This is a genomic window from Mycobacterium saskatchewanense, from assembly GCF_010729105.1.
Classification (GTDB): domain Bacteria; phylum Actinomycetota; class Actinomycetes; order Mycobacteriales; family Mycobacteriaceae; genus Mycobacterium; species Mycobacterium saskatchewanense.
In genome coordinates this window covers 4,485,255-4,499,331 of sequence record NZ_AP022573.1, presented here as the reverse complement: position 1 = coordinate 4,499,331, position 14,077 = coordinate 4,485,255, and the positions used below count along the sequence as shown (strand labels likewise).

The window sequence follows — 14,077 nt, the reverse complement described above, 5'->3', positions numbered from 1 at the left end:
GGCTAGGCCACGACAGCTAGGCGGCGATCCCGGCCACCAGCAGGTCAAGCATGCGGCCGCGCTGCTCCGGCGAGCCGCTGGCCAGGAAGGTGCCGATCAGGCTCGACACCACGTCGTCGGCCTGCACGTCTGCGCGCAGGCTGCCGTCGTCGGCGCCGGCCCGCAACAGCAGGTCGACGGCGCCGACGATGCTGTCGCGCGTCTGGGTGGGCTGCATCGCACCGGAGGCGAACATCGCCTGCAGCGACTCGGCCATCCCGCGCTTGGCGGCCACGAAGCCGGCGTAGCGGTCCATCCAGCGTCGCAGCGCCTCCTTGGGCGGATGCCGTTCGAGCAGCTGCCCCGCGGCGGCGGCCACCTCCGCGAGCTCGGCGCGGTAGACCGCCTCCACCAGGGCCTCGCGGGTGGGGAAATGGCGGTAGAGCGTCCCGATCCCGACGCCGGCGTCGCGCGCGATCGCCTCGAGCGACACGGGGCCGCCCTGCGAGAACGCCGCTGTCGCCGCCGCGAGCAGCCTCTCGCGGTTCCGGCGCGCGTCGGATCGACTCGGCTCGACCAAAGCGGAGGTACCTCCGTTTCTGCTAGGCTTCGCCCCATACGGAGGAGCCTCCGCATTCTCTCCAGTGTCTCAGACGGGAGCATCATGACGGACAAACCACGGCCCGGCGGCGTCACCACCCTGGGCGCACACACGGTCGCCAGGGTCGGCTATGGCGCCATGCAGCTGTTCGAGACCACCCCGGAAGACGCGGCCACCGTGCTGCGCCGCGCGGTCGAGCTCGGCGTCGACCACATCGACACCGCCTCGTTCTACGGCCCCGGCGAGGTGAACCGCCGGATCCGCGCCGCGCTGGCGCCCTACCCCGACGAGCTCGTCATCGTCAGCAAGGTCGGCGCGCGATACACCGGCGAACAGCCGATCCCCCTCGCGGCCGCGCAGAAGCCCGCCGAGCTGCGCGCCGCGGTGGAGGACGACCTGCGCCAGCTCGGCCTCGAGCGCGTCCCGGTGGTGAACCTGCGGCGCATGGACCTCGGGCCCGGCGTGGCCGCCGAGCGCGACCAGGTCGTCGATCTGGACGACCAACTCGCCGAGATGATCGCCCTGCGCGACGAGGGCAAGATCGGCGGGATCGGCATCAGCGCCGTGCCGCTGGAAGTCCTGCGCCGGGCCCTGCCCGCGGGGATCGCCTGCGTGCAGAACGCGTACAGCGTGCTCGACCGCTCGCAGGAGGAGACGCTCGACGTCTGCACGGCCGAGGGAATCGCGTGGGTGCCGTACTTCCCGCTGGGGTCGTCGTTTCCCGGCTTCCCGAAGGTCGCCGACGACGCGGTGGTTGCCGAGATCGCCGGGGAGCTGGGGGCCACACCGGCGCAGGTCGGGCTGGCGTGGGTGCTGGCCCACGCGCCCAACGCGTTGCTGATTCCCGGGACGCGGTCGGTCACGCACCTCGAGGAGAACATCGGCGCGGCGGGTGTCACCCTGGACAACGACGCTCTGGAACGGCTGGACGCCGTCGGCTCCACCGAGCCCCAGCCGCACGGGGTGGAGCGCTTCCAGAGGTAACGTCGCTGGCTATGGGAAGCGGCAAACCGATCAGGCCGCCGTGGTGGCTGAAGCCGGCGAACAAGCTGTTCATCCGGATGTCGCGGCTGGGAATCAGTTTCGGCGGCGAAAGCCCGGTGGTGTTGACCGCCCTGGGCCGCAGGTCGGGCGCGGCGCGCTCGACGCCGGTGACCCCGCTCACGGTCGACGGGCGGCAGTACGTCGTCGCCGGGTTCCCGGGCGCCGACTGGGTGGCGAACGTGCGCGCCGCCGGTGAGGCGACGATCGCGCGTGGCCGCCGGGTCCAGCGCGTGCGGATGGCCGAGCTCTCCGCCGAGGACGCGCGGCCGGTCCTGCGCGCCTTCCCCACCGAGGTGCCCACCGGCGTCGGCTTCATGAAGCGGGCCGGACTCGTCACTGACGGCCGCCCCGATGAATTCGAAGCGCTGGCCGGCCGGTGCGCCGTCTTCCGCCTGGACCCGATTTAGGAGTCTCACCTTGAGCGACAACCCATTTGATGCGCTGGCGTGGCGACAGGTCGACGGGTTCGGCGACCTGACCGACATCACCTACCACCGCCACGTCACCGACCCCACGGTGCGGGTGGCGTTCGACCGGCCCGAGGTGCGCAACGCGTTTCGGCCGCACACCGTCGACGAGCTGTACCGGGTGCTCGACCACGCCCGCATGTCGCCCGACGTCGGGGTGGTGCTGCTGACCGGCAACGGCCCGTCGCCCAAGGACGGCGGCTGGGCGTTCTGTTCGGGCGGCGATCAGCGCATCCGGGGCCGCAGCGGCTACCAGTACGCGTCCGGGGAGACCGCCGACACGGTCGACGCCGCCCGCGCGGGCAGGCTGCACATCCTCGAGGTGCAGCGGCTGATCCGGTTCATGCCCAAGGTCGTCATCTGCCTGGTCAACGGCTGGGCGGCCGGCGGCGGCCACAGCCTGCATGTGGTCTGCGACCTCACCTTGGCCAGCCGCGAGCACGCCCGGTTCAAGCAGACCGACGCCGACGTCGGCAGCTTCGACGGCGGCTACGGCAGCGCGTACCTGGCCCGTCAGGTGGGCCAGAAGTTCGCCCGGGAGATCTTCTTCCTGGGCCGCCCCTACACCGCCGAGCAGATGCACCGCATGGGCGCGGTCAACGAGGTCGTCGACCACGCCGAGCTGGAGAGGGTCGCCGTGCAGTGGGCGGCGGAGATCAACGCCAAGTCGCCGCAGGCCCAGCGGATGCTGAAGTTCGCCTTCAACCTGCTCGACGACGGCCTGGTGGGCCAGCAGCTGTTCGCGGGCGAGGCCACCCGGCTGGCCTACATGACCGACGAGGCCGTCGAGGGCCGCGACGCGTTCCTGGAGAAGCGCCCGCCGGACTGGAGCCGGTTCCCCCGGTACTTCTAGCGCCGGAACCGGTGGCGGGGCTCCCCTCTAGACTCGCCACCCGTGAGTAAGAGCCCGCTGCGCCGCATCACCGACCAGATCGTGCTAGCCACCATGCGGCCCCCGGCGTCGCCGCAGGTGCTGGTGAATCGGCCCGCCATGAAGCCCGTCGACCTCGCGGGCAAGCGCATCCTGCTGACCGGGGCGTCGTCGGGCATCGGCGAGGCCGGCGCCGAGCGGCTGGCGCGCCTGGGCGCGACGGTGGTCGTCGTCGCGCGCCGCCGGGACCTGCTGGACGCGCTGGCCGACCGGATCACGGCGGCCGGCGGCAGCGCGCTGGCGATCCCGTGCGACCTCTCGGACATGGAGGCCATCGACGCGCTGGTCGCCGACGTCGACAACCGACTCGGCGGGATCGACATCCTGATCAACAACGCCGGCCGGTCCATCCGCCGGCCGCTGGCCGAGTCGCTGGACCGCTGGCACGACGTCGAGCGGACCATGGTGCTCAACTACTACGGCCCGCTGCGGCTGATCCGCGGCTTCGCGCCCGCAATGCTCGAGCGCGGCGACGGACACATCATCAACGTCTCCACGTGGGGGGTGCTGTCGGAGGCCTCGCCGCTGTTCGCGGTTTACAACGCCTCGAAGGCCGCGCTGTCGATGGTGAGCCGGGTCGTCGAGACCGAATGGGGCGACAAGGGGGTGCACTCGACGACGCTGTACTACCCGCTGGTGGCCACCCCGATGATCGCGCCGACGAAGGCCTACCAGGGCATGCCCGCGCTGACGTCGGAGGAGGCGGCCGAGTGGATGGTCACCGCCGCCCGCACCCGCCCGGTGCGCATCGCGCCGCGGATGGCCATCGCGGCCAAGGCGCTGGACACCTTCGGCCCCCGGCTGGTCAACACGCTCATGCAGCGGCAGAGCATCCAGCCGAACCGGGCGGTCGGCCGCTGACCCTGTGCTAGACACGATGCTATGGAGATCCTGGCCAGCCGGATGTTGCTGCGGCCGGCGGACTACGAGCGGTCGCTGAGGTTCTACCGCGACGAGATCGGCCTGGCGATCGCGCGGGAATACGGCGCCGGCACAGTGTTTTTCGCCGGTCAGTCCTTGCTCGAGCTGGCCGGTTTCGGCTCCCCGGACCACTCGCGCGGGCCGTTTCCCGGCGCGCTGTGGCTGCAGGTCCGCGACATCGACGGGACGCAGGCTGAGCTGCGGGGCCGCGGAGTGCCGATCGCGCGCGAGGCCCGCCGCGAGCCGTGGGGCCTGCACGAGATGCATGTGACCGATCCCGACGGCATCACGCTGATCTTCGTCGAGGTCCCGGGCGACCATCCTCTGCGCCGCGACACCCGCGGTGAACGCGCCGGAACACCAGGTTAATGGGGAGGTAACATCTGGCGACGAGCCGCGTTTCGGCTCTCCGTGGGTTCGACAATTGAATGCCCCTACCACCAGAATCAGGCATTGTGAACATAGAATTGTTCCTCTTGATCATTGTCGTAATCACGGCACTGGCTTTCGATTTCACCAACGGCTTCCACGACACCGGCAACGCGATGGCGACGTCCATCGCGAGCGGTGCGCTCAAGCCCAAGGCGGCCGTCGCACTGTCCGCGGTGCTCAACCTCGTCGGCGCGTTCATGTCCACCGCGGTCGCCGCCACCATCGCCAAGGGGCTGATCGACGGGCACATCGTGACGCTGCAGCTGGTGTTCGCCGGCCTGGTCGGCGGCATCGTCTGGAACCTCATGACGTGGCTCCTCGGCATCCCCTCAAGCTCGTCGCACGCCCTGATCGGCGGCATCGTCGGCGCCACCATCGCCGCGGTCGGCGCGCATGGCGTGATCTGGAAGGGCCTGGTGTCCCACGTGCTCATCCCGGCCGTCGTCGCCGCGATCCTGGCCATCGCGGTCGGGGCCATCGCGACCTGGCTGGTGTACCGCGTCACCCAGGGCCTCGACGCCAAGCGCACCGAGGCCGGGTTCCGGTACGGCCAGTGGGGCTCGGCCTCGCTGGTCTCGCTGGCGCACGGCACCGGCGACGCCCAGAAGACGATGGGCATCATCTTCCTGGCGCTGATGTCCTACGGGTCCATCAGCAAGACCACCGCCGCGCCGCCGCTGTGGGTCATCGTGGGTTGCGCGCTGTCGATGGCCGCGGGAACTTACCTCGGCGGCTGGCGGATCATCCGCACCCTGGGCAAGGGACTGGTCGAGATCAAGTCGCCGCAGGGCATGGCGGCCGAGTCGTCCTCCGCCGCCGTCATCCTGCTCTCCACCCACTTCGGCTACGCGCTGTCCACCACGCAGGTCTGCACCGGCTCGGTGCTGGGCAGCGGGCTGGGCAAGCCGGGCGGCGAGGTCCGCTGGAGCGTGGCCGGCCGGATGGTGGTCGCGTGGCTCGTCACCCTGCCGCTGGCCGGGCTGGTCGGGGCGATCACCTACTGGATCGTGCACCTCATCGGCGGATACCCCGGCGCCATCATCGGCTTCAGCCTGCTGGTCGCCGTCTCGGCGACCATCTACATCCGGTCGCGCAAGGTCAAGGTCGACCACAACAACGTCAACGCCGAATGGGAGGGCAGCCTCACCGCCGGCCTCGACGGCATTGAGACCGAGAGGCCGCCCCTCAATACCGGCGGCCCCACGGCGGGCAACGGGGCGCCGCCCCGGTACAACGCCGAAGGCGACACCGTGAGCGCGGGGAACCCCTCATGAGCGGGTTCGGTGAGTGGTTCAACTACGAGGCGTCGCTCAAGATCCTGGTCTTCAGCATGGTGGCCGGCGCCGCGCTGCCCGGGCTGTTCGCACTCGGGCTCCGGTTCCACGCCGTCGGCGGTGGCGAGGTCAGCCCGGACGGCGGGCAGCCCCACAAGAACCCGGCGCTGCTGGCCGTCGCCTGGGTGATCTACGCCATCGTCGTCGCGGCCATCCTCTTCGCCCTGCTCTACATCTCCCGCGACTTCATCGCGCACCAAACCGGCCAGGCGTTCCTGGGAGCGAAGCCCAAGTAGCATCGAAAGATGCCACCCAACCGCCGAACCACAGCCCGGGGGGGTCGCCGTAAATGAACGGATTTCTCACTTCGATCGTCTCGTGGCTGCGCGCCGGCTACCCGGAGGGCATCCCCGCCACCGACACCTTCCCGATCCTGGCCCTGCTGACCCGCCGGCTCGGCCACGACGAGGTCATGGCCGTCGCCCACGAACTCATCCAGCGGGGGGACTTCGACGACGTCGACATCGGCGTGCTGATCACCCAGATCACCGACGAGCTGCCGTCGCCGGAGGACGTCGAGCGGGTGCGCGAGCGGCTGGCCGCCCAGGGCTGGCCGTTCGACGAAACCCGGGAGGCCGGGGACCCGGCATAGCGGTTCTGCGTGCGCTCAGCGTCTGGCCGGGTGCGGCCGTCTCGTCGCTGATGCCGGCCCTGGAACGGGTGCTTGACGGCCGCGATGCCGCCTTGGTGCCGCTGTCCCCCGACGATGACGCCGCGCTGGACGCCCTGCGGGTCGGCGCGGACATCGACGACGACGTGGCCCTGGTGGCGACGACGTCGGGGACCACCGGCGCGCCCAAGGGCGCGTTGCTGACCGCCGCGGCCCTGACGGCCAGCGCGGCCGCTACCCACGACCGCCTCGGCGGACCGGGCGGCTGGCTGCTGGCGTTGCCGCCGTACCACATCGCCGGTGTGCAAGTGCTGGTGCGCAGCGTGCTCGCCGGCAGGATCCCGGTCGAGCTGGACGTCTCCGCCGGGTTCGACGTCGCCGAGCTGCCGGCCGCCGTCGCGCAGCTGGGGCCGGGCCGGCGCTACACCTCGCTGGTGGCCGCCCAGCTCGACAAGGCGCTCACCGACCCGGCGGCGACCGGCGCACTCGCGGAGCTGGACGCCGTGCTCCTCGGCGGCGGCCCGGCGTCACCGCGCGTCCTCGACGCGGCGGCCGCAGCCGGTGTCACGGTGGTGCGCACCTACGGGATGAGCGAAACCGCCGGGGGCTGCGTGTACGACGGCGTCCCGCTCGACGGCGCGCGGGTGCGCGTCGCGGCCGACGGCCGGATCAGCCTGGGCGGCGCGACGCTGGCCAAGGGCTACCGCAACCCGGTCGACCCCGACCCGTTCGCCGAACCCGGTTGGTTTCGCACCGACGACCTGGGTGCGCTCGACGACGCCGGCGTGCTGACCGTCCTCGGCCGCGCCGACGACGCGATCAGCACGGGCGGGCTGACCGTGCTGCCGCAGCTCGTCGAGGCGACGCTCGCCACTCACCCCGCCGTCGGCGAGTGTGCCGTCTTCGGCGTGGCCGACGACCGGCTGGGCCAGCGGGTGGTGGCCGCCGTCGTGGTGGCGGACGGACGCGAACCCCCGACGCTGGAGGCGTTGCGGTCCCACGTGGCGCGCTCCCTGCCCGCGACCGCCGCGCCGCGCGAGCTGCACCTCGTCGACGAGCTGCCCCGGCGCGGCATCGGCAAGCTCGACCGGCGGGCGCTGGCGGAGCGGTTCGCGGGCGGTCAATAGGCTGGTCGCTCGTGGGCATCGCGCGGCGGGAACGATTGCGGGAGGGACTGGCCGTCGCGGGCGCCGCCGTCCTGGTGGCGGCCGCGTTCGTCCTGCCGCACCTGAACTGGGGCGTCAGGCAGCGGCTGGACATCCCGCCCGACCGGCTCGCCACGCACGCCGGTTCCCCCCCGATCTTCGGGGCGTGGGAGATCCACGCCAGCTGGGGCACCGGCCCGGCGATCCTCATCGCCGTGGCCGCGGTGATATGGGGACCGGTTGTCGCGCAGCGGCTTTCGTGGCGGGTGCTGACCCTGGGTACCTGGGCCACCGCGTGCGCGTGGGCCTTCGCGCTGGCGATGATCGACGGCTGGCAGCGCGGTTTCGCCGGGCGGTTGACCACCCGGGACGAATACCTGTCGCAGGTGGCGGGCATCACCGACATCCCGGCCGTGATCCGCGCCTTTTCCAGCCGGATCCTCGACTACCAGCCGAATTCCTGGACCACCCACGTCTCGGGCCATCCGCCGGGCGCGGTCCTGACGTTCGTCTGGCTCGACCGCCTCGGGCTGCACGGCGGGGCGTGGGCCGGCCTCCTGTGCCTGCTCGTCGGGTCCAGCGCGGCGGCCGCCGTGGTGGTCGCCGTCCGGGCGCTGGCCGACGAGCGGACGGCGCGCCTGGCCGCGCCGTTCGTGGCGGTGGCGCCGACGGCGATCTGGGTGGCGGTGTCCGCCGACGGGTACTTCGCCGGGGTCGCGGCGTGGGGGCTGGCGTTGCTGGCCGTCGCGGTGCACCGCGCGGTCCGCTTCCCCGCGCTGCTCGCGGCCGGCGCCGGGCTGTTGCTGGGCTGGGCGGTGTTCCTCAGCTACGGGCTGATCCTGCTGGGGCTCCCGGCGGCGGCCGTGCTGGTGTCTGCGCGCGACTGGCGGGCGGCGCTGCGCGCGCTCGGCCCGGCCGCGCTCGCAGCGCTCGCGGTGGCGGTGTCGTTCGCCGTCGCCGGCTTCTACTGGTTCGACGGTTACCGCCTGGTGCAGCAACGGTATTGGCAGGGCATCGCGAAGTACCGGCCGTTTCCGTATTGGGTCTGGGCGAACCTGGCCTGCGTGGTGTGCGCCATCGGACTTGGCAGCGTCGCCGGGCTCAGCCGCGTCGTCGACCCGGGCGCGATCCGCCGGCGCTCCGGTGTCCACCTGGTGCTGCTGGCGATGCTGGCCGCAATCGCCTGCGCCGACCTGAGCATGCTGAGCAAGGCCGAGGTGGAGCGGATCTGGCTGCCGTTCACCGTCTGGCTCACGGCGGCGCCGGCCCTGCTGCCGGCGGGGTCCCACCGGATGTGGCTGGCCGTCAACGCCGGCGGGGCCCTGCTGGTGAACACCGTCATGGTGACCAACTGGTAGGGCCGCCGGGTCGACCGACCGGCCCCGCCGACCGTGCACACAGGGCGCAAATCCGGCGATTTTCTCGCCCTCAGTGCACGTTCGGCGAGTGCGCCCGCCTAGAGCCCGGCCGCCCGGGTGACGCGAGCGAAGCGACTGCCCGGCCCGCAAGCGTCGCGCACCGCCGCGACGTCGCCGGCCACGTCGACGTCGAACAGCCGCTCGACCTGGGCCACGTCGACCCCGTGGTCCCGCAACGCTTTCAGCGTCAGCTCACCGGTGTCGGACCGCGACATCGGCACGCGGCGCAAACATTCGGCGGTCGCGGGTGCCGACACCCCGAGCACCCACCACCCGCCGTCGTGCGCCAGTCCGAGCACCGACTGCGTCTCGAGCAGCTCACGCGCGCAGTCGGCCAGCAGGTCGGCGGTGACCTGGGGGGTGTCCATGCCGATCTGCAGCACCGGGTGTCCGCCGCCGCCCGAGCCGGCGTCGGCGTGGGCGTTGGCGAGCCGGTCGGCGAACTCGTCACCGCGCTGCGGAATCACGGCGAAGGACTCCAGGCGTTGCCGAATCTCGGCGCCGCCCGCTGCGGCGTCCAGGTCACCCGTCATCGCCACCACCCGCGCGGCCACGGGCGCGGCAGCCACCGCGTCGAGCGTGTCGAGGAGAGCGGCGGCCGCGATCTCGGCGGCAAGCCGGTCACCGACCGTCGCGGCGAGCCGCGTCTTGGCCCGGCCGGGCTCCGGCGCCTTGGCAACGACCAGCACGGTGACGGGCAGCAGGCTCACGAGATCACCTTCCAGAAATCGAGGATCGCCGTGATGCTGCCCCGCAGCGAGCCGCTCACCTTCGACCTGCCACCCGTGCGGGCCCCGTATCGGACGTCGAGCTCGACCACCCGCCAGCCAGCGGCGGCGGCGCGCACCAAGAGTTCCAGCGGGTAACCCGAACGCCGGTCCTCCACCCCGAGGCTCACCAGGGCGTCGCGGCGTGCCACCCGCATCGGCGCGATGTCGTGCACCGGCAGGCCGTGGCAGGTGCGCAGGCGCCAGCTCATCACCGCGGTGCCCACCCGCGCGACCCAGGGCCAGTGCAGCCCGCGGACCGGGCGGCGGCGGCCGACGACGAGGTCGGCGCCGTCGAGGGCGGCCACCAGCCTTGGCAGGTCACCGGGGTCCATCGAGCCGTCGGCGTCGATCACGGCCACGATCGGGGTCGGCGCGGCGACGACGCCGGCGTGCACCGCCGAGCCGTACCCTGCCCGCGGCTCGACGACCACCTGGGCGCCGTGCCGCCTCGCGACGCCGGCGGTGTCGTCGGTGCTGTTGTTGTCGACCACCAGCGCCCGGTAGCCGGCCGGAAGGGCCGCCAGCACCGCCGGCAGCGACTCCTCCTCATTCAGGCAGGGCAGCACTACCGTGACGGGAACGTCGGGGAGGGGCATCGAGCGTCGGCGGTCCGCTCAGAATCCGAACCCGTGGTGACCGCCGCCGCCACCACCGCCGGTGCCACCGCCACCGGTGTGGGGCTGCTGCGGCACCACCGGTTGCTGAGTGTGCGTCTGCGGAGCCTGGGTCTGCGTTTGCGGGGCCTGGGTGTGCGTTTGCGGGGCCTGCGTCTGCGTTTGCGGCGCCTGCGTCTGCGTCTGCGTTTCCGGGGCCTGCGTCTGCGTTTGCGTTTCCGGGGCCTGCGTCTGCGTCTGCGTGGGCGGCGGCGAATACGTCGTCGTGGGCGGCGAATACGTGGTCGTCGGCGGCGAATAGGTCGTCGTCGGCGCTTCCGTCGTGGTGTGCGGGGTCTCCGTCGTCGTCGGCGGCGAATACGTCGTCGTCGGCGGAGTGTAAGTGGTCGTCGGCGGCGTGTACGTGGTCGTCGGGGGCGAGACCGTCGTGGTCGGGGTCGACACCGTCGTGGTCGGCGGCGACACCGTCGTCGTTGGCGGATACGGCGGCGGGTACGGATTCGGGTAGGGGTTCGGGTACGGATTCGGATAGGGGTTCGGGTACGGATACGGCGGCCGCCAGCCCGGGAAGGGCACGATGATCGGGACGGGGATCGGGCCGTTCGGGTTGGGCACGAAGCCCGGGGTTCCCGGCGTCACCGGGCCAACCGGCGCCTCCGGGGTCCCGTTCACGACGGGCGGCGGGGCCGGCTGGATGGGGGCGGCCGGAGCGGGGATGCTGCCGCCCTGGAACCCGGCGTTGGGCGCGTCGATCGGGGGCGGCGGCACCGGCGCCTGCTGCTGCGTCGGCAGCAACGGCATGAACTTGCCGGGTGCGGCGTTCTGGTGACCCTCCACGGGCTGCTGCGACGCGGTCGGCCGGACGGCGATGGCCACCGCGGCGGCCAGCGACGCCAGCCCGATCACCGCAAACGCGATGACGGCGTTGCCGATCAGCAGCGAGCGGCGGCTGAGCCGCGCCCGCTCGCCCTCGGCCTCGTCGAGGGCGTCGAAATCGTCGGGGCCGTACTCGTCCATCGCGAGCGGCTCGCCCTCGCCGGCCATCGAGTAGGCCAGTTGCTGCTCCTCGCCGGCCGGCGCGGCCGCCGGCGCGAACGCCGTCTCGTCGCCATCCAGGCCCACCGCCGGGGCCATCGCGGTCGCCCCGCCATCCAGGCCCACCGCCGGGGCCATCGCGGTCGCCCCGCCGTCGAGACCGGCCCCCCCGGCGGGGGCGGCGGCCAGCGCCGCGCCGCGGGCGAGCGCAAAGGTGGGGTCGTCGGGGATTTCCACCCGCATGGTCGACGCGTCGCGGAGCTGGTCGGCGACCGCGCCGACCTCCGCCGAGCCGCCCAGCACGTAGACGTCACCCGGGGCGTCCGGGTGGTCACCGAGCCGGGCCATCATCGTGTCGAGCGCGGCCGTCGCGTCACCACCCGCGAGTGGCTCGCGCGCGAGCACGGTCGGCGGCGCGTCCGCCTCGGTGGCCGGACCCACCACGGACAGCGTCGCGGTGTTGTCGTCGACGACCAGCACGCCGCCCGCCCGGCCCGCCGCGCGCATCAACGCCGTCACCGCCTGGGACTGCGACAGCACCGCGACGTTCTGCACGCCGGAATCCTCCAGCGCGCGGCGCAGCTGATCGGCCTTCGGATCGTCGGGCCAGCACAGCCGGGTGGCCACCAGGCGATGCTGTTCGCCGGCCAGCAGCTGGTTCGTCCCGACCACGGTCTCGGTCAGCTTCTCGATCGGATGGTCGTCCAGGTTGACGACGGACTGGTCGATCACGTCCGCGCCCCGCGCCCCGGCCCCGACCAGCGCCAAGCGGGCAACCGGGCCAGCGACCGCGACCCCCAAAACGACGTCCATCCCGGCTCTCCTTCGGCTGGCCACCCCACCACCAGCAATGTCCCGGCATCATTAGACTTCGATACCGTCGGCAGTTTCAGTCATTCGGGCGACAACGTTTCGCCTACGACCGCAGCGTAACCGGGTATCCCAACCCCGGACCGCACGTCTCGGCCGCTGCCGCATCGCCCGAATGGAGATTATGTTTTCAAGTAAGCAACGCAGTCGGCGCGGCAGGGGGTTCCGCCCCCGGCGCGCGGCCCGCGTGGCCCCGCCAGTAACCGTCCTCGATACCCCGGGGGAACCGTGAGTCAGAGCAGCGACGACGCCCCCACCGGCCCCATCGGTGGGCGGGCGCAGCAAACCCCGGAGCCCGGCACGGTCCGCATCCGCTCGCTGGGCGCGGAGCCCACCCGGCGGTGGAATCTGATCGCCGACCTCACCGCCGTCGCACTGGTGGTCGTCGCCGCGTTCCTGCCGTGGAATCTGTACTTCGGCGTAGGAGTCCCGGGCAGCAACACCACCCTCTTCGTGGTGCTGTTGGTGGTGACGGCGCTGTCCGTTGCCTCGGTCGGGGTGGCCGGGAAGTGGCGGTCCTTGGCGGGCGGGTGGTGGCGGCTTCGCCTGGCGCTCAACGCCCCCTACATCGGGTTGGTGCTGGCCTTCGTCGCTTTCGACGTCTACGAGACCATCAGGTTTGCCGGCACCGTGAACGTGCCGGGCGGCGTCGGGCCGGGCGCCTGGCTGGGGATCGCCGGATGCCTGTCGGCCGCGGGCGCGCCGATCACGGGGCCCGGCACGGAGCACGACACCATCCGGTCCGCCCGGATCATCGGCTACGCGTCCATGGCGGGCGCGGTGCTGAGCTTCTGCTTCAACCTCTACTGGCGGGTGCGGTACGCGCTGCACAGCACGGGCGGCACCATCGACTTCGGCAAGCAGAACATCGCGGTCATCGTCACGGCGGTGGTGTACGGGGTCGTGGCCCTGATCGCCGTCCTCGCCGCGTCCCGGTGGTTGCTGCGCAGCACCAAGGCCGCCCGGCTCGCGACCGTCGCGCTGGGCGCGTCGACCATGCTGGCGGGGCTGATCGTGTGGGTCCTGCCCGTCGGCCGCGACATCGACGCCTTCCACGGCATCGCGCAGAACACGTCGACGGCGGGCGTCGGCTTCGAGGGATTCTTGGCCTGGGCGGCCGCGGCCGCGATCTTCGCGCCCCGGGCGCTGTCGGGGTACCGCAACCCGTCGGCGACCGACGAGGACGCGTGGCGGGGGGCGGCACGGACCGGCCTTGCGCTCATCGCGCTCTGGGGCCTGGGGTCGATGGCGATGCGCATCACCGACCTGGGCGTCGCGGTGAGCCTGAACTACCCGTACTCGCGTTACGACAGCGTGGTGCTGGCCGCGTTCGATCTCATCACCGCGGTCCTCGCGATCTGGCTGCGCACCAACCTGGTGCACGACGGGCTCCGCCCACGACTCGTCACGGCGCTGTGCGGGCTCGTCGCCACGCTCAGCGTCGCCCGGGTCGTCGTGGGCGTCGCGCTTGCGCCCCGCTTCGCCGACTCACCGAATTCGCCCGAGCTGCACCCCGTCTACGGCAACAACTTGGCCCAGCAGATCACGAGCGTCTTTGACGTGGCGCTGTGCGGCCTCGGCCTGAGCATCCTCGCGGCGGCGATCGTCACCGGGCGCCTCAGCGCGCTGCGCCAGCGGCAGCGCCGGCGCGCCGCCCGCGCCCGGGCCGCAGCGGCGGGGGCCAGGCCGCCGGCGCCCCGGGCACGCGTCCAGGTCGGCCGCTCGGCAAAGCCGTCCGCCGCGCCGACGACGCGCATCCCGGCCGGCGCCCAGCCGGACTCGCCCACCACCGAGATCCCGCAGCTGGCCGGCGCGCCCCGCATCTTCCGGGGCGACGATTCGGCCACCGGCGAGATACCGGTCCAGCAACCGAGGATCTACCGGCCGCCGCACGGCTGAGACGTCA

At 72.5% G+C, this 14,077-nt stretch carries 15 protein-coding genes; 11 read left to right on the top strand and 4 right to left on the bottom strand.

Translation table 11 applies throughout. The features are described from left to right. Nucleotides 1-16: 16 nt before the first annotated feature. Nucleotides 17-559: a TetR/AcrR family transcriptional regulator gene (locus G6N56_RS21210; RefSeq protein ID WP_085258659.1), complete on the bottom strand. Its 543-nt coding sequence runs from the start codon at nt 557-559 to the stop codon at nt 17-19. A gap of 84 nt (nt 560-643) precedes the next feature. Here G6N56_RS21210 and G6N56_RS21205 point away from each other — a divergent pair, with 84 nt between their 5' ends. The 10 genes from G6N56_RS21205 to G6N56_RS21160 all read left to right on the top strand — a co-directional run bounded on the left by G6N56_RS21205 (nt 644) and on the right by G6N56_RS21160 (nt 8,822). Beyond that, the gene (locus tag G6N56_RS21205; protein ID WP_085258660.1) at nt 644-1,564 is read left to right on the top strand and encodes an aldo/keto reductase; all 921 of its coding nucleotides are present in this window, start codon (nt 644-646) and stop codon (nt 1,562-1,564) included. An 11-nt stretch (nt 1,565-1,575) separates the two neighbouring features. Then, nucleotides 1,576-2,031 carry a nitroreductase family deazaflavin-dependent oxidoreductase gene (locus G6N56_RS21200; RefSeq protein ID WP_085258661.1) on the top strand — a complete coding sequence of 152 codons (456 nt, stop codon included), beginning with the start codon at nt 1,576-1,578 and terminating at the stop codon, nt 2,029-2,031. 10 nt (nt 2,032-2,041) lie between these two features. Further along, on the top strand, nt 2,042-2,944 hold the full coding sequence (locus tag G6N56_RS21195) for a 1,4-dihydroxy-2-naphthoyl-CoA synthase (RefSeq protein WP_085258662.1): 903 nt from the start codon (nt 2,042-2,044) through the stop codon (nt 2,942-2,944). Between the two features lie 42 nt (nt 2,945-2,986). Then, nucleotides 2,987-3,883 (top strand): SDR family oxidoreductase, encoded by an 897-nt coding sequence (locus G6N56_RS21190; protein WP_085258663.1) that lies wholly within the window; start codon nt 2,987-2,989, stop codon nt 3,881-3,883. 21 nt (nt 3,884-3,904) lie between these two features. Then, nucleotides 3,905-4,312: a VOC family protein gene (locus tag G6N56_RS21185; RefSeq protein WP_085258664.1), complete on the top strand. Its 408-nt coding sequence runs from the start codon at nt 3,905-3,907 to the stop codon at nt 4,310-4,312. 86 nt (nt 4,313-4,398) lie between these two features. Beyond that, nucleotides 4,399-5,649: an inorganic phosphate transporter gene (locus G6N56_RS21180; protein WP_085258665.1), complete on the top strand. Its 1,251-nt coding sequence runs from the start codon at nt 4,399-4,401 to the stop codon at nt 5,647-5,649. Further along, on the top strand, nt 5,646-5,945 hold the full coding sequence (locus tag G6N56_RS21175) for a hypothetical protein (RefSeq protein ID WP_085258666.1): 300 nt from the start codon (nt 5,646-5,648) through the stop codon (nt 5,943-5,945). Before G6N56_RS21180 ends, G6N56_RS21175 begins: the two co-directional genes overlap by 4 nt. A 53-nt stretch (nt 5,946-5,998) precedes the next feature. Continuing rightward, nucleotides 5,999-6,301 (top strand): DUF3349 domain-containing protein, encoded by a 303-nt coding sequence (locus G6N56_RS21170; protein WP_085258667.1) that lies wholly within the window; start codon nt 5,999-6,001, stop codon nt 6,299-6,301. 68 nt (nt 6,302-6,369) lie between these two features. Continuing rightward, nucleotides 6,370-7,446, top strand: a complete 1,077-nt coding sequence (gene menE, locus G6N56_RS21165; RefSeq protein ID WP_232069374.1) for an o-succinylbenzoate--CoA ligase — start codon at nt 6,370-6,372, stop codon at nt 7,444-7,446. A gap of 35 nt (nt 7,447-7,481) precedes the next feature. Continuing rightward, entirely contained in the window at nt 7,482-8,822 is a 1,341-nt protein-coding gene (locus G6N56_RS21160) for a hypothetical protein (protein ID WP_085258788.1), read from the top strand. A 98-nt stretch (nt 8,823-8,920) separates the two neighbouring features. Here G6N56_RS21160 and G6N56_RS21155 read toward each other — a convergent pair whose 3' ends face one another. From G6N56_RS21155 to G6N56_RS21145, 3 genes are read right to left on the bottom strand one after another with little or no spacing between them, the layout of a single operon-like run. Next, a complete protein-coding gene (locus G6N56_RS21155; RefSeq protein WP_085258668.1) occupies nt 8,921-9,592 on the bottom strand; it encodes a TIGR04282 family arsenosugar biosynthesis glycosyltransferase in 672 nt (223 codons plus the stop codon). Then, the gene (locus tag G6N56_RS21150) at nt 9,589-10,248 is read right to left on the bottom strand and encodes a glycosyltransferase family 2 protein (protein ID WP_085258669.1); all 660 of its coding nucleotides are present in this window, start codon (nt 10,246-10,248) and stop codon (nt 9,589-9,591) included. The genes G6N56_RS21155 and G6N56_RS21150 overlap by 4 nt, the downstream gene beginning before the upstream one ends. 18 nt (nt 10,249-10,266) lie before the next feature. After that, entirely contained in the window at nt 10,267-12,114 is a 1,848-nt protein-coding gene (locus G6N56_RS21145) for a DUF7159 family protein (RefSeq protein WP_085258670.1), read from the bottom strand. Nucleotides 12,115-12,435: 321 nt separating this feature from the next. On the opposite strand from G6N56_RS21145, the gene G6N56_RS21140 reads away from it, so the two are divergent. Further along, nucleotides 12,436-14,070 carry a DUF7937 domain-containing protein gene (locus G6N56_RS21140; protein WP_232069373.1) on the top strand — a complete coding sequence of 545 codons (1,635 nt, stop codon included), beginning with the start codon at nt 12,436-12,438 and terminating at the stop codon, nt 14,068-14,070. The last annotated feature ends 7 nt before the right edge of the window (nt 14,071-14,077 follow it).

Bases quoted from the DNA above. Each gene is read 5' to 3' on its own strand.
- G6N56_RS21205 (WP_085258660.1), top strand. From the start codon at position 644: ATGACGGACAAACCACGGCCCGGCGGCGTCACCACCCTGGGCGCACAC.
- G6N56_RS21145 (WP_085258670.1), bottom strand. From the start codon at position 12,114: ATGGACGTCGTTTTGGGGGTCGCGGTCGCTGGCCCGGTTGCCCGCTTG.
- G6N56_RS21200 (WP_085258661.1), top strand. From the start codon at position 1,576: ATGGGAAGCGGCAAACCGATCAGGCCGCCGTGGTGGCTGAAGCCGGCG.
- G6N56_RS21185 (WP_085258664.1), top strand. From the start codon at position 3,905: ATGGAGATCCTGGCCAGCCGGATGTTGCTGCGGCCGGCGGACTACGAG.
- G6N56_RS21170 (WP_085258667.1), top strand. From the start codon at position 5,999: ATGAACGGATTTCTCACTTCGATCGTCTCGTGGCTGCGCGCCGGCTAC.
- G6N56_RS21175 (WP_085258666.1), top strand. From the start codon at position 5,646: ATGAGCGGGTTCGGTGAGTGGTTCAACTACGAGGCGTCGCTCAAGATC.
- G6N56_RS21150 (WP_085258669.1), bottom strand. From the start codon at position 10,248: ATGCCCCTCCCCGACGTTCCCGTCACGGTAGTGCTGCCCTGCCTGAAT.